The 13,780-nt window shown below is 44.3% G+C and carries 12 protein-coding genes and 2 pseudogenes; 5 read left to right on the top strand and 9 right to left on the bottom strand.

The features are described 5' to 3' along the window. Positions 1–64: 64 nt before the first annotated feature. Together ON05_RS37650 and ON05_RS37645 are read left to right on the top strand one after the other, a co-directional pair. Entirely contained in the window at positions 65–502 is a 438-nt protein-coding gene (locus ON05_RS37650; protein ID WP_262562806.1) for a sterol desaturase family protein, read from the top strand. A 141-nt stretch (positions 503–643) separates the two neighbouring features. Next, a complete protein-coding gene (locus ON05_RS37645; RefSeq protein WP_010479777.1) occupies positions 644–919 on the top strand; it encodes a hypothetical protein in 276 nt (91 codons plus the stop codon). A 387-nt stretch (positions 920–1,306) separates the two neighbouring features. On the opposite strand, the pseudogene ON05_RS37640 reads toward ON05_RS37645, so the two are convergent. After that, positions 1,307–1,483, bottom strand: a pseudogene (locus ON05_RS37640) (ISKra4 family transposase); the annotation flags it as partial. Between the two features lie 258 nt (positions 1,484–1,741). Here ON05_RS37640 and ON05_RS37635 point away from each other — a divergent pair. After that, positions 1,742–2,077 (top strand): hypothetical protein, encoded by a 336-nt coding sequence (locus ON05_RS37635; RefSeq protein ID WP_262562805.1) that lies wholly within the window; start codon positions 1,742–1,744, stop codon positions 2,075–2,077. After that, the gene (locus tag ON05_RS37630) at positions 1,969–2,760 is read left to right on the top strand and encodes a transposase (protein WP_262562374.1); all 792 of its coding nucleotides are present in this window, start codon (positions 1,969–1,971) and stop codon (positions 2,758–2,760) included. The genes ON05_RS37635 and ON05_RS37630 overlap by 109 nt, the downstream gene beginning before the upstream one ends. Before the next feature lie 29 nt (positions 2,761–2,789). Here ON05_RS37630 and ON05_RS37625 read toward each other — a convergent pair whose 3' ends face one another. From ON05_RS37625 to ON05_RS37590, 8 genes and pseudogenes are all read right to left on the bottom strand, one after another. Continuing rightward, a complete protein-coding gene (locus tag ON05_RS37625; RefSeq protein ID WP_262562804.1) occupies positions 2,790–3,434 on the bottom strand; it encodes a hypothetical protein in 645 nt (214 codons plus the stop codon). Then, positions 3,392–3,733 (bottom strand): hypothetical protein, encoded by a 342-nt coding sequence (locus tag ON05_RS37620; RefSeq protein WP_262562803.1) that lies wholly within the window; start codon positions 3,731–3,733, stop codon positions 3,392–3,394. The genes ON05_RS37625 and ON05_RS37620 overlap by 43 nt, the downstream gene beginning before the upstream one ends. Positions 3,734–3,742: 9 nt before the next feature. Continuing rightward, complete coding sequence (locus ON05_RS37615; RefSeq protein ID WP_262562802.1) at positions 3,743–4,015, bottom strand: hypothetical protein; 273 nt, start codon at positions 4,013–4,015, stop codon at positions 3,743–3,745. Between the two features lie 581 nt (positions 4,016–4,596). Further along, complete coding sequence (locus tag ON05_RS37610) at positions 4,597–4,914, bottom strand: RNA-binding protein (protein WP_010473814.1); 318 nt, start codon at positions 4,912–4,914, stop codon at positions 4,597–4,599. Between the two features lie 227 nt (positions 4,915–5,141). Next, positions 5,142–7,610: an ATP-dependent Clp protease ATP-binding subunit gene (locus ON05_RS37605; RefSeq protein WP_010473815.1), complete on the bottom strand. Its 2,469-nt coding sequence runs from the start codon at positions 7,608–7,610 to the stop codon at positions 5,142–5,144. Positions 7,611–10,000: 2,390 nt separating this feature from the next. Then, entirely contained in the window at positions 10,001–10,642 is a 642-nt protein-coding gene (locus ON05_RS37600) for an IS3 family transposase (protein ID WP_396151182.1), read from the bottom strand. 26 nt (positions 10,643–10,668) lie between these two features. Next, a pseudogene (locus ON05_RS37595) lies at positions 10,669–12,014 on the bottom strand (IS110 family transposase). 226 nt (positions 12,015–12,240) lie between these two features. Then, positions 12,241–12,609, bottom strand: a complete 369-nt coding sequence (locus tag ON05_RS37590) for a transposase (RefSeq protein WP_010473820.1) — start codon at positions 12,607–12,609, stop codon at positions 12,241–12,243. A 510-nt stretch (positions 12,610–13,119) separates the two neighbouring features. Here ON05_RS37590 and ON05_RS37585 point away from each other — a divergent pair. Next, the gene (locus ON05_RS37585) at positions 13,120–13,407 is read left to right on the top strand and encodes an RNA-binding protein (RefSeq protein ID WP_010473821.1); all 288 of its coding nucleotides are present in this window, start codon (positions 13,120–13,122) and stop codon (positions 13,405–13,407) included. The last annotated feature ends 373 nt before the right edge of the window (positions 13,408–13,780 follow it).

Genomic DNA, 13,780 nt, shown 5'->3' with positions numbered 1-13,780 from the left:
CACGCGAGTTTATACTGACTGGAAGATTCAGAATCTAAGCTATTTTATATTTAGCTATGTTCTTGTGCTTTGGCTTCAAGACACCTATTTCTACTTTTATCATCGGCTTATTCACCTGCGACCCCTGTTCAAATGGTTTCATCAAGGGCATCACCAGTCGAGGCCCCCAACCCCCTGGACTTTCTTTGCGCTGGAGCCTTTGGAAGTAGCTATTCAGGTTTTCTTCTTACTGAGCATCGCCTTTATCATTCCTTTGCACATTGGAGTCCTCATTAGTATTTTACTAACAATGACTATCTGGGCTATAGGAAATCACATTGGATATCCGGTTGTGCCCTACTCGCGCCTAAGCTGCTTTTGGGGTCGGTGGTGTATCGGTTCAGCACATCATTTGGTTCATCATCATCGATATACCAAACATTACGGTCTTTACTTCACCTTCTGGGATAGGGTTATGGGAACTCAAGACGCTAGCTATGAAGCCCAATTGGAGGCAAAGTAGCCTTAGCCTAGAATTCGCCAACAGTGTCGACCCTTCAATTACCCCAACTATCGGCAGAGTGCTTCTCAGATTTCTGGAATGATTGAGAATAAAGGCGCTCAGGCAGTTACCCAATGCTTCTCTGCGGTCCTACCGGCCTAATTGTTCCGTTGCTATTGGAGGGCCGAAAGTGGGGAAGCGGTTGCTCTGGAGGCCAGTCACGAGGAAGATGTGTCAGCCTGGGTGGGTGAGATCGCAAAGTATTTGGAGAAAGCTTCAGGTACAGTTTCGTTTGCGGCATTGGTGAAGGGGCTGGAGATGCCTGTGGTAGTGGTTTGGCTAGGAATGGTACTCGGTGGATTTCAGTTTGAGCAGCGGGGTGGGTTTTACGATCAGAATGTCTGGATTGAAGCAAAAATCTCTAGCAGCAAATCTTGAAGTCAATCATTCTTGGTTTTTTTGTACTTATCATAATGTCGTTAGCAAGTAACAGTCTTGGCATTGTTAAACGCCCAATCATTTAGGAGAATAATTTTAGAATTTGCGACATTACTTAGAGCCATTATCAAACAGGGACTAAAAAGTTTTATCCTACTATTAAGAGTGCTTACTTATTTTAGTAGCAAAGTTTTAGTGTTCAACGCATTAATTCTGAAAAAACAAAGATTATTAATGGCTAAAATACTAAAATCATCAATCTAGTATTCCCTAGTTTAATAGTAGGAATCGTAATCGGAATAATTGATTCCTACATCAGTGGGGAGACTCGTTCTGAAGCAGGACGACAAGCTAGAGATACGTTCGTCGGCTTGAAAAAGGGCGTAGCTAATGGATCGGGGATGCCTTAGATCTCGGAATGGTCACCCCGGGGAATAGGGCGTCAAACCGTTCATTGACCCAAGTCAGCCGAAGAATGAGTAGATGATTGAAGCCATCCTCACTCCAGCGCATACCAACCCCCTTAAAGCGCTGTTGAATCAACCACTTACAAGCACTTTCGACCCTGACTGCCTGACAGAAGTATCTCAAAGCCTTTATTTTCATAGTCTTTGAGAAAAGAGTGGAGCGACATGTGAAGCTAGATTTAAGCACAAATCAGCGTTACTCAAATGTCAGGCTCCACCCAAATTTATCGTCAACTGTTCTCCTTTTTACGTCAACACAGCCATTATCGAGATTTGCGTCATCTCATGACCCTGGGATGGATGGTGAGCGCCTTAATCTGCAGTGAACGATTATGCTTATCTGCTTGGGAATCCTATGTCCCTGCCGAGCAAAAAAGCCCAAAGTGTCGAGCGTCGCTGGCAACGCTTTCTGTGCAATCCGCTCATTGATGTCCACAAACTGTATGTCCCTTTGGTCCTTCTAGCGCTTAAGAACTGGCGAACCCATCGCCTTTACCTAGCGATGGATACCACGGTTTTATGGAATGAATACTGCATGATTCATGTATCCGTTGTCTGCTGTGGCAGAGCAGTACCGTTGTTATGGAAAGTATTAGAGCACAAGAGTGCGGCGGTTGCTTTGAGGAATATCAACCGCTATTGCGTCAGGCCCGTTGGTTATTACGGCAGCATCCAGATGTCATGTTGTTAGCAGATCGTGGGTTCGCGAACCATCAACTGATGAGCTGGTTACAGCAGAGCCGTTGGCATTACTGTCTGCGTATCCCATGTGATGTCCTTCTCCATGGCCCCCGTCAATGTCCAAGAGAAGTCCGTAGGTTATGGCCATCCAAAGGAGAAGCTCTCCTCTACCGTAATGTCGGGCTTTGGGATGATGGCCTCTATCGGTGCAATTTGGTACTGGCGAATATCCGAGGCGTAAAAGAACCATGGGCAGTGATTACAGATGAATCACCCTCGTTACAAACCTTGTGGCAATACGCCTTGAGGTTTCGGGTGGAAGAATTATTCCTCGATAGTAAATCTGGTGTGTTTGAGCTTGAAGAGTCGAAAATTCGCTGTGCTGATGCTCTGGAGAGGCTGTACCTGATTGCTGCTGTGGCACTGCTATACAGCACGGCTCAGGGGATGGCTGTTCATATTAAAGGGCTACGCCAACAGGTTGATCCCCATTGGCACAGAGGCATTAGCTATCTCAAGATTGGATTGCGGTGGCTCAAGGGGGTGGTCCATAAAGGACGGGAGTTGTTGATGCCAGTCCCCTTATTCACCAAGGATCCGCAACCGTGTTTTGCCTCTAAAAAAGCTCAAAAGAAACACTACAACAAAATCTGGTTCTCTCGTATCCGCTCTCTACAGTGCAAAGCTTTATGAGCTATGGAATACAAAGATCTGTCAGGCAGTCAGCTTTCGACCATTCCTGACCCCAGGGGTATCTGTTGTTGTTCAAAGTGGCGATAGCGGATGTGTCGCAGATGGCGCTGGAAATAAGCCTGTACTTGAAGCAACGTCGTAAAAGACTTGCCCGTAAATAATTGTGAGTGAATCAACACCGTCAAGGACCGCAATACTAGCAGGTGTTGCCCATGTCGCAATTGGTGTCGCCAGCGCCGGAACCAGGCTTGGGCTTGAGCAGAGCGAACATCCCCAAACATCACTTTTGTTGCTCGTGCAAGATGGCCTGCTGCATGAAAAAAATCGAGAACTGCCACAGCACAGTGAGAGAACAAGGTGCGGTAGACTCGCCAGAAGCCTCGCCCCCCATCACTCAACCAGATGACGCTTGGGGCCGATTCAAAGTCTTGTTTGCGGGCTTCGAGGTGCAGTAAGGGGATGAACTGGTCGATATCGCCCAATACTGCTACCAGTCTTCGACGCAGTAGTTGGGGGACACTCTTTTTAGCTCGGGTGAGCCGTGTTCCCAGGCGGGCTAAGATAGCGACTTTAACTTCTCGCCACTGGATTTTTCCCTTGGGGGTTTTCGGGGTGGGGCGAAAGGGCACCATCACACCGTCAGCAGCAATGGCCAAAGGCAGAGCAGACAACACCTCTGAAATCGCTTCACTAGGAGCCTGTTCACCTGATGCTTGAGCTTGAGTTGAGCCTCTAGCTCCTGATAAGCTTTGTTGCCCATGACTTGCACCCAATTCCACAAGCTTGATGAACTGACGGATAAACCACTCCACTGACTCAGCATCCAACTGGCCAGTTCATAGGGCATAAATAGACTTAACAAGCAGCCTAGACGCACCAGTTCTTTACTGCTGTGCTGGTAAGAGGTAATCCCAATGGATTGGTCCAGAGGAGCTGATAGACTACCTGGACACCCTTTTGGACAACGACCCACCCGTCGCTTTCAGTAAATATTTCCCACCAGTGTCTGCATCTGACGAGATTCCCATCCCTTCGAGTGCAAGCGGGTTCCGCAGGTGCTACACCTAGGCCATTCAAATACTGTTTTTGCTCGCCGTGAGAGTTCATCCTCCAGAAGCCATCGAGCCAAATACAAACCCATTTGCAGAACGATATAAACCATCTGACTCAGGCTGGTTGCTTCTTTGAGTGCTTCGGCCTGTTCTAGAAATTCGTGATGGGCTAGTACGGCTGGCAATTGTGATGTTAGGCTCATGACAAGTTTTTGATTCGGGTACAGGCTCTATTGTCCTTGACCCGTTTTTCTTTGAGCCATGCATCCCCGATTCTGTGCTTACGCCCCTTGAAAAAGACTTGCCGTAAATTAGGGGTCTCATTTTGGCAATATCAGCTGTCTCGCTTAAGAGCAGATGGGGAAATCCCACCTCTACCTGACATGATTCGGGCTAAAGCGACTGCTACTGTGCTGGTACTTGCTTCAACCTAAGGGAGGAACGACCAAGGGAATGCTACCAGCGGTTATTGAGAAGTTGCGCAAGATGACTATACAATAGCAGAGTCGAAATCCTTATGAGCAATCTGATCAATACTTTGAAGCGAGTCTCTGATTTCCGCTAAGCTTATGACCGTTCTTAACTATTATGGATTCCATTGCTATCGGTGATCATGGGCTGTTTTTTAATCCCTAAGAGTAAATCAGGAACTAGCGCAGTTATGAACACTGATTCTCACCAGTATTTTTTGAGTTTCAAGTACATTGGAATTATCCCTAGCAAATTTGAAAGGATCCTTAATCAAAGGTAGTTCAAGAACATAAAATTTGAACTTTAAAATTACTCATTTGTGAAAGTTATCAGCCTTAGAAAAACGATCATTCCTGTACTCACTACCTAATGATGAGACTCTATATCTTTTCTGGGGCTTCGCTTGATTAACCTTCAGAGTTCGACCCATCCATTCTGCGCCATTAAGGACTTCAATAGCAGCCTTTTCTTCAGCCTCAGACTCCATATCAATAAAAGCAAAGCCGCGAATACAACCTGTCTCATCATCAACGGGCAGCTGAACCTTTATTATTGTCCCATATGGTGCAAACACTGTTTTTAGAGCAACTTCTGTTACGTTATAAGAAAGATTACTAATATGAATTGACATAGATTTACCCTCATATTTATTGAGTATTGAAAGTGAAACTTATAATTTAGATCCGCTTATCACAAACGGTTTGGCAATCTTGGCATGTAACTCAACCAATCAAAACTCACATAAAACTAAAAAACTTATGACTTGCAATGCCAAGAAATTAATTATTTGATAGGCAGCAACGCTCTAACGCCCCCACCTGCTCATATCAGATGTTTCCAGAAGCTTCCTTCTATTCCTTATTCGCTCTTCTCTGTTTGTTTAATGAGAACCTTCGTTTGCCCCTCTTCATCGACATCTATAACGATCTCGTCTCTTGCCTTCACTCGACGGGTCAGGATTTCCTCAGCAAGACAATCTTCCAAGAGTCGGGTGATAGCTCGACGTAACGGACGCGCTCCCATCTCAGGATCATAGCCTGTCTCTACTAGCCGATCCTTAAACAAGTCAGTGACCTCCAAACTGATTCCTTGCTCTGATAAGCGAGCAAACACTTCCTGCAGAAGAATGTCAGCGATTTGCTTAACCTCAGTTTTGTGGAGCTGCTGAAAGACAATAATCTCATCAAGGCGATTGAGGAACTCAGGACGGAAAAACTGTTTGAGTTCCTCGTTAACGATTGAGACAATACGGCTGTACTGGGCAGCTGATTGATCTTTAGAGAACTCAAAGCCCAACCCACTCCCCCCTTTTTGAATCACCTTTGATCCAAGGTTAGAGGTCATGATCAAAAGAGTATTTTTGAAATCTACAGTACGACCTTTGGCATCGGTGAGGCGGCCATCTTCGAGAACTTGTAGCAGTAGGTTAAATACATCTGGGTGAGCTTTTTCAATTTCGTCAAATAGCACTACCGTGTATGGTTTGCGCCGAACTGCTTCTGTGAGTTGCCCGCCTTCGTTGTACCCGACATAGCCAGGAGGAGAACCGATCAGCTTCGCAACCGTGTGGCCCTCCATATACTCAGACATATCCAGCCGAATCATGGCAGCTTCAGAGCCGAAGTAGGAAGACGCCAAAACCTTCGCTAATTCCGTCTTGCCAACACCTGTAGGCCCGGAGAAGACAAAACTAGCAATGGGACGGTTAGGATCTTTGAGACCTGTGCGGACTCGACGAATGGCACGAGAAACTGCTTTAACAGCTTTCTCCTGACCAATGACTCGCTGATGCAGGATGTCTTCTAATTCCAGAAGGTTTTCAGACTCTGATTCTGTCAGTTTATGCAGTGGAACCCCACTCCACGAAGCGACGATATGGGCAATATCTTCTTCATTAACAGTCGGAACTATGGCATCAGTAGAATTGGAGGACCCTTTTTGGTTAGCGCCCTGAATCTTTTTTTGAATCTCAACTTCGCGGATGTGTAGCTCTCCAGCAAGGGAGTAATCCTGTTTTTGAGTAGCCTCCTTTTTCCCCTGGAGAATTTGGCGCAATTCTTTATTGAGAGCTTTATGAGCAGAAGCTGGTTTAGAATGGCTGATTCGGACCCGAGAACCTGCCTCATCAATCAAATCAATCGCTTTATCTGGCAAGAAGCGATCGCAAATATAACGATCAGAGAGTTTTGCCGCTGCTTCTAAAGCCAGGTCAGAAATTTCAAGTTGATGATGCTGTTCGTAACAACTCCGTACACCTTGCAGTATCTGAATCGTTTCTTCAACACTGGATTCATTTACCATCACAGGCTGAAATCGTCTTTCTAAAGCGGGATCTCGCTCAATATACTGACGATAATCAGCCAATGTGGTTGCACCTATACATTGCAGCTCACCTCGTGCTAAAGACGGCTTAAGAATGTTTGCCGCATCAAGTCCACCTTCTGCTGCTCCAGAACCCACTAAAGTATGAATCTCATCAATCACCAGAATGATATCACCCCCGCTACGGATTTCTTCCACAATGGCCTTGAGGCGTCCCTCAAATTCACCTCGATACTTTGTACCCGCCAATAATGAGCCAACATTGAGTGTAAGAACGCGTTTCCCGTCGAGAGCTTCAGGAACGTCATGATTGATCACAAGTTGAGCGAGTCCTTCTGCTAGGGCTGTTTTTCCAACGCCAGGTTCGCCAATTAAGATTGGATTGTTTTTAGTACGGCGGCTAAGGATTTGGATCATTCGCTGCACTTCATTTTGACGACCCACAACTGGATCAAGATTGCCCGCCCTGGCCAGTTGGGTTAAGTTGGTGCCTACCTCTTCGAGGATGGACTTCTTTTGCAAGGTTTTGATTCCCCGATCTCTTAGACCATCTCTAGAAGGAGCTACGGTTGACTCAGAGAACATCTGCATCACTTGAGTCCGAATATCTATAATGTCAATTCCAAGGTTCACAAGAATTTGTGCAGCAACACTTTGCTCATCCTGAATAAGCCCCAACAACAAATGTTCAGTACTCACATAGTTATGCCCTAACTGTCGAGATTCTTCCAGGGCTATGTCCAGCACCCTTTTGCTACGAGGGGTAAATGGGATTTCAATGTTTGCAGAGCTTGTTCCACTTATTCCTAATTTCTTAACTTCAATTCGTACCTCTTTGAGGTTGGCTCCCGAAGACTTTAGGATTTTCGCTGCAATTCCAGTTCCCTCAGCAATGATACCCAATAAGATTAGCTCTGTTCCAACACATTTTTGCTTGAGGTGAGTGGCTTCTTGTTGGGCAAGCGTTATTGCCTTAATAGCTTTTTCAGTAAAACACTCAAACATTGTAGATATCCTTACGGTGGGAAATACTGTCTAGCCATTCAGAAGTTATTTCCAAAAAAAGTTTTAATTCAAGAACCTCAAGGGAGATAGAGGGCCTTTAAGAGTTCTCATTATTTGCCGCCAGACACGCATATATTTCGTTCAAGTTGTTTTGAGTTTCCTCCATCGGCCCTTCGTCTAACCCCATTAGATTAAGGACTTCAGCAGCATTATTCTTATTCAGGACTCCTGATTTGACGAGATTCTTAGCTATTCGTACTTTATTCATATTGAAAGTTCTCCGCAGATAGATTAGATCAACTTCTAAAGATTAATGCTTGGGAAAAGAGTAGAAATAAAAAAATTAGGGCAGATGCAAAAACAAAACCACACGGATCTCGTCGAATGCTATCAGAGGTCTTTTTCATGGTTGCTCTTTTAAGAAATAGCTTGTAGATGCATCACTAAAAAGTTCGCTGAAAACTTATAACAATAAGACTTTAGATTTAATCAATCTAGAAACACTGAAAGCCTCTCCACTAAATAATTCTGTCTAATGTTCAAACATCTTCTCAGTCAAAACTGTTTCAAGAACTTGAGAGAAGATCTGGGGCTTTGATGGTTGTGTGCTAGGTCGTCAATAAGAGCTCACTACGAGTGAGCTTTTATGTCTTGTGGATGGTCTTCTCGCGAATTTGACAGTTCTGGAGGTCAACCAAATCAACTTCCCCTAAAATGCTTGAGTCTGCTTCTTCCATCTAAACAAGGCTTATAGTGATTTTCCGAGATAGCCTAATATTTTCTCTTTAGTCAGAATCTAAATTTTGATGGTCAATAACCCTATTACTTGATTAATCTATATTATTCAGGCAGATATCTTCTGAAAGCAGTGTCGACAATGCCAACAAAGCTTTCCCGAATGTATCTGACGCAATAAAATGCCTGAACAGCAAGGGCAAACCTTCCTATGGACCATATATTTTTTTATTTTTGTGTCTCTTAGCCTCAAACTAGTCTTAGATCGAGCTAACGGCCTCATTGTCTTTTTTAGTTTTACTGGCATTTTGTCCCGCACTTTTTGTGTAGTGTTCTAAAATCAATGGCGTAGAAGAATGAAGGAGAGCTGAAGGACCGATAATACTAGGGGCATAGCTGTCTGAAAAGGTTAAATCATTAAGCTATAGAACCATTGTTGAAAATTCACTTCAGGGCCATTTGATAGTGAATTTCACAACAATATTTCTATAGCTGAAACTTTCAGCTTAAGCATACTCCTACTGTTTTTGTCAGAAGCAGCTTGCAATGATCTAAGGTGTAAAATGCTGAAGCCTAAAGCATTGTAGCTTGGATAATTTTTTACTCAATCAGGAGCTGGGCAAGTTAACTATTTGACAATTGTGTATTACATCTTCTGTGGACTAGGGTTTACAACTTATGTGAAAGCTTTCTAATAATCTCTTCAACTTCTTCAAGAGGCAGACTCAATTTCGTAGCAATTTGTTTGGGAGAAAGATTCAATGCCCTCAAGGTAGTAATTTCATGTTCCTGCTCAGTCTTCATAGGTTAACCTCGCAATTAACGTCTGGCTTAACAGCCGTTTCAAAAAGATGCACAATAATTAAGTAATTTCAGATCTATAAAGTATATATATCGGCTGATTTTTGCTCATAGATCTGATGATATTTAATTTTATGGATTTCAAGTATTTTTAACTTTACCCTATCCAAAATAGATAAAAAGCTGATATAAAAGTTGAGGTATCAACAGCCATTGCAAAGAATCACTTAGATAACCTAAACTCCACACAGATCCTGAACCTCTAACTTTGTTGCTAGAATGAAAAATTCATAATGGTCGAAGATATTGGCAAACAACAAAGGCTGTTTCTCCATGCTCACATTCAGAAACCTTATCCATTGAGGATTAGCCCCAATCGAATTAGCTATCTTCAATCTAGACTGGTTCTGGTCGATATTGTCGAGATCCCCACTACCTAACCCTAAAGCACTCAAATACGCTCTAGAAAAGCAGCTCTGCTTAATCAGTCTTAGTAAAGCTAAGGTCACTCAAATTCCATTTTCTAAATTCTTTTCCCAGCTTCGTATTTTATTGGAATCTTTTTGGCATCCATACAGATTGCCTCATAATGTATAGCGTTATCGCTGTGGATACGTTCATCATAACTCACATTGCTTTGCTCTAACCTTTCACAAGTCACATCCACACAACCTGCACATTGATGTCGGTGAGTTTTATGGGCAAAACACTGGGTTGCCCTGGCAACATCTCGTGACAAGAATGAAATTGAGTCATCCCAGGAAGAACTAATACCAATTCACTTATTGAGCGACCTGTAGAGGTAAAGCATCCAAGATGTAAGTGACCTTTACTCGAAAAAGTGGACAGTTCATTTAAGCTGCGAGTGTTTGATTGAGTGTCCTCCAGTAATTTTCTTCAAATTGGACAGGGGCGCAATATCCAATGGTTGAATGCAGTCGTTGTCGGTTGTAGAACACCTCAATCCATTCTGAAATAGTCGTCTTAGCTATCGCTCGATTAGTGAAGGTTGTGGGATAAATTAACTCAGTTTTAAGGGTCCCAAAAAAACTTTCAGCCACCGCATTATCCCAGCAATTGGCTCGACGACTCATACTACAAGTTATTCCCTTCTTGATTAAAGCCTGTTGATAGTCCCCACTGGCATATTGACAGCCTCGGTCAGAATGAAAGATTAATCCAGTCTGTGCGGGTATCCGTTGTCCTAAGGCAGCCTTTAGGGCATTGAGAACTAATGGTGTGCGCATATGCTCAGCCATGGACCAACCCACCACCCGTCGAGAGAACAAGTCAATAATCACGGCCAAGTATAACCATCCCTCATGGGTCGAGATATAGGTGATATCTTCAACCCAAGCTTGGTCAGGCTCCTCGGTCGTAAACGTCCTATTTAGGATATTCGGGGCAATCGGCCCATCATGCTCAGAATCAGTGGTGACTTTGAATGGACGTTTCACTTGGGCACAAATCCCCAGCTGTGCCATGAGCCGGACCACCCGTAGCAAAGAAGGTTGCTGCTTTCCTAAGAAACACAATCCCCTGTACCAATGGATTTAAGCTTAAATCCGAATTCGGCTGCTTTACGATGGAGGTTTTTAAGAACCCGCTGGCGGTATTTTTGCTTGTATTGATCTGCACCAGGATCTACATAGTCCATGCCATAGCGGACTGCATTGTAAAAGAGCACAGCGAGTTTGCGTGCTGTGGCCGTCACGGCTTTCGCCTTTCCAATTCGCGCAGCTAGGCGGCGATAGAAAGCGCCCAGAGCCTTATTAGTTCGCCCAACAGCCACTGCAGCTCGTCCGTTACTCGGTTGGTTGTCTTACCGGAGTAAGCAGAGAGCAATTTGCCACCTGATTTTTTGCTTCCGGGTGACAGTCTTAGCCATGAGGTGAAATGTTTAGCTGTCGGCCACCGACTGAGGTCAACCCCACACTCTGAAATTAATCGCAGTGCTAGATAAGGGCCAATCCCATGAATCTGAGTGAGATCCGTTCCCACTAGTTGATAGAGTGACGCTCGAACATCAAAATTGATGGCATTGGGTTGGCGCGTTTTGCACCGGACCTTCGGTATTGGCGAAGTAGGCTCTGGCTTGTCTTGATTTAGCTTTGCTAATGAGCGCTCAATTTCAATATCGCATTCCTGGACTCGGGCTTGATAGAAGTCATACAGGGAAAGGGCTTGAGTGAGGGCAAAGATATGCTCTGGTTGGTTGTTACCACGTAGCGACGCCTCAATCGTCTCCTGACTTGCTCGGCAACGCACGTCACGCATCTGGGCCAACTTGACCGGGTCACGCTCGCCAGCAACAATAGCCCGAATAATCTTCATCCCTGTCGCACCCGTGATGTCACTAATGACATTCTGAAGCTGCATATTCATCAAGGTCAGGGCTTTTTGCATATGCTGAATATGAGCGGCCGCATAATCTAAGTGCCGCTCACGTATCCGTAGATAGGCTCGAAGGGCAGCAATATCTCGACCGGGCCGAAAACTTGCCCGCAGTAGACCGCAAGCGTGTAACCGCTGTAGCCACTGAGCGTCATTGACATCTGTCTTGCGTCCTGGGACATTACGCGCCTCTCGTGCATTGACCAGTATCACGTCTAACCCTCGGTCCTCAAGGATCTCAAACACTGGCACCCAGTACACGCCAGTGGACTCCATCGCCACTGTTTTAATGTTGAGTTGAATCAACCAGTCAGCAAGACGATGTAAATCGGAGGTAAATGACTCGAAGGTTTGAACGGATTCATCAGCTATTTCAGGTGGTACTGCAACAACATGAAACCGTGACCCAATATCAATCCCCGCTGCAAATGGTTGCACTACAGGCAAGCCCGTTCGTTCAGATTTATCTGACATGGATAGTCCTCTAACGAGTGGATAACCCGGATGGGAACTCGGGTTAAATCACTTTCCTAAACGGGGTCGTATGTAACGCCACCAATATTGAGTCCGCAGCTTTCCCTGGGCCAGGTTTTTTGGCGGGGTGCTACCTCCAAAAAGCAGACGGCCACTATCCGGGTACTTGACAGTGTATAGTCCAAACCAGTGGAAAACATACCTCCAAAATGAGTCTAAGAGCTTTTCACAGAAGGAGTTGTAGCTCAACGAGAATGGGAGTCCCATCCTCGTCGCCAGTCAGGTCTTTTTGTGTTTCTAGTCTATTGGGGCAGGCTGAAGCGTGGAGATGGTTTTTTAGGAAATCTCGTTCCATTTGAACGCGTTTAAGGTCTCGACGTAATTGGTGGAGTTCTTGACGTTCAGCAGATGTCAAGGGTCCCCCAGATACAGGGTGTTGGTCGATTTGAGCTTGTTTGATCCATTTGCGTAATGCACTGGGGGTTAAGTCCAGTTCTCTTGCCACTTGATTAACAGATTTACCTGACTGATGAACAATCTTGACAGCCTCAGCCTTCTGTTCAGCAGTAAAAGTTCGACGGGGTCTTTGTGTCATGTGAACATTCTCCTAGGGTATCGACTCTTCGGGAATGTCCACTTTTTCGAGTAAAGGTCAGGTCTAGCTAATAGGTCTGGGGGTACAGATTTTTGCTTCTGGGCTGGTTGTCCATTTGACCACTAAGGCGATTTCTGAGAAATCGCCTTAGTGGTTTTCGCTATTATCTCAATAAAAGTATCTTACTGAGAATATCTAACGATTCAATAAGCATTACAGACGCTGGAACTGGATCAGCTTTTTCTGAAATCACTCAATTTACGACTTGTGTGCACCTAATGGAGTGTACAAGATTAACAATCCCTACTCTGAAATTCACATAATAGAGATATTGTCAAGGTGTAACTCCTGGCATTCAGTATTATTGGGGATCAGTTAGCATCAGTAGTGAGATACCAAGTATCGGTTTCACATTTGTTTTCAAGATTGTTAGGTTTATTCCAATTCAATTTTTAAGCCAATATACCGATATCTAAATCTCTAAACTTTACTAATTTTGGATATTAATTTATGTCGATTTACGTTGGTAACCTTTCTTATGACGTTACAGAGGAAAATCTGAGCACTGCTTTTTCAGAGTATGGAACGGTTAAACTAGTCAAGCTTCCCACAGATCGCGAAACAGGTAAGATGAGGGGCTTTGGCTTTGTTGAGATGAGTAGTGATGCTGAAGAAGCAAAAGCTATCGATGAACTAGAGGGTGCTGAATGGATGGGACGGACTCTCACCGTGAATAAGGCAAGACCTCGTGAAAATAGAGCTAGTAGCGGTAGCATCGGTGCTGGAACTCGCTATTAAAGCCGATTTGCATTAAGAAGATTTAATCTCATGGCTCAATTATTTTGGGTTATGAGACTGCCTGATCTGATTTCTTCTCTTCACTCTCGATAATATCTATGCCCCACCTATAAATTTTCTGGGTTGTATTGACCAGCCTTAGTTTTAAAGGTTTTACAATAGTCTTGATTCACTCAGATTAGACGGCATCTCCGTATTAATGAAAACAAAATTGTCCTCTGTTAGTCTGAACAAGGCAGTCGAGTCTTAGCCATACTGAAAACCGTGGAACTCAATGGCCAATAGCAACAATTCTAGCTCCCTCAAACCAATACAGAGTAAGAAAAACCGGAGAAATTTTTAGGTGGTCTAAGTTTATTTGAATAGCTCTAAT

The organism is Acaryochloris sp. CCMEE 5410, from assembly GCF_000238775.2.
In the GTDB taxonomy this organism is placed as follows: domain Bacteria; phylum Cyanobacteriota; class Cyanobacteriia; order Thermosynechococcales; family Thermosynechococcaceae; genus Acaryochloris.
This window is presented reverse-complemented; position numbering and strand designations above follow the sequence as displayed.

Bases quoted from the DNA above. Each gene is read 5' to 3' on its own strand.
- ON05_RS37635 (WP_262562805.1), top strand. From the start codon at position 1,742: ATGTCCCTGCCGAGCAAAAAAGCCCAAAGTGTCGAGCGTCGCTGGCAA.
- ON05_RS37630 (WP_262562374.1), top strand. From the start codon at position 1,969: ATGGAAAGTATTAGAGCACAAGAGTGCGGCGGTTGCTTTGAGGAATAT.
- ON05_RS37615 (WP_262562802.1), bottom strand. From the start codon at position 4,015: ATGAGCCTAACATCACAATTGCCAGCCGTACTAGCCCATCACGAATTT.
- ON05_RS37610 (WP_010473814.1), bottom strand. From the start codon at position 4,914: ATGTCAATTCATATTAGTAATCTTTCTTATAACGTAACAGAAGTTGCT.
- ON05_RS37605 (WP_010473815.1), bottom strand. From the start codon at position 7,610: ATGTTTGAGTGTTTTACTGAAAAAGCTATTAAGGCAATAACGCTTGCC.
- ON05_RS37590 (WP_010473820.1), bottom strand. From the start codon at position 12,609: ATGACACAAAGACCCCGTCGAACTTTTACTGCTGAACAGAAGGCTGAG.
- ON05_RS37585 (WP_010473821.1), top strand. From the start codon at position 13,120: ATGTCGATTTACGTTGGTAACCTTTCTTATGACGTTACAGAGGAAAAT.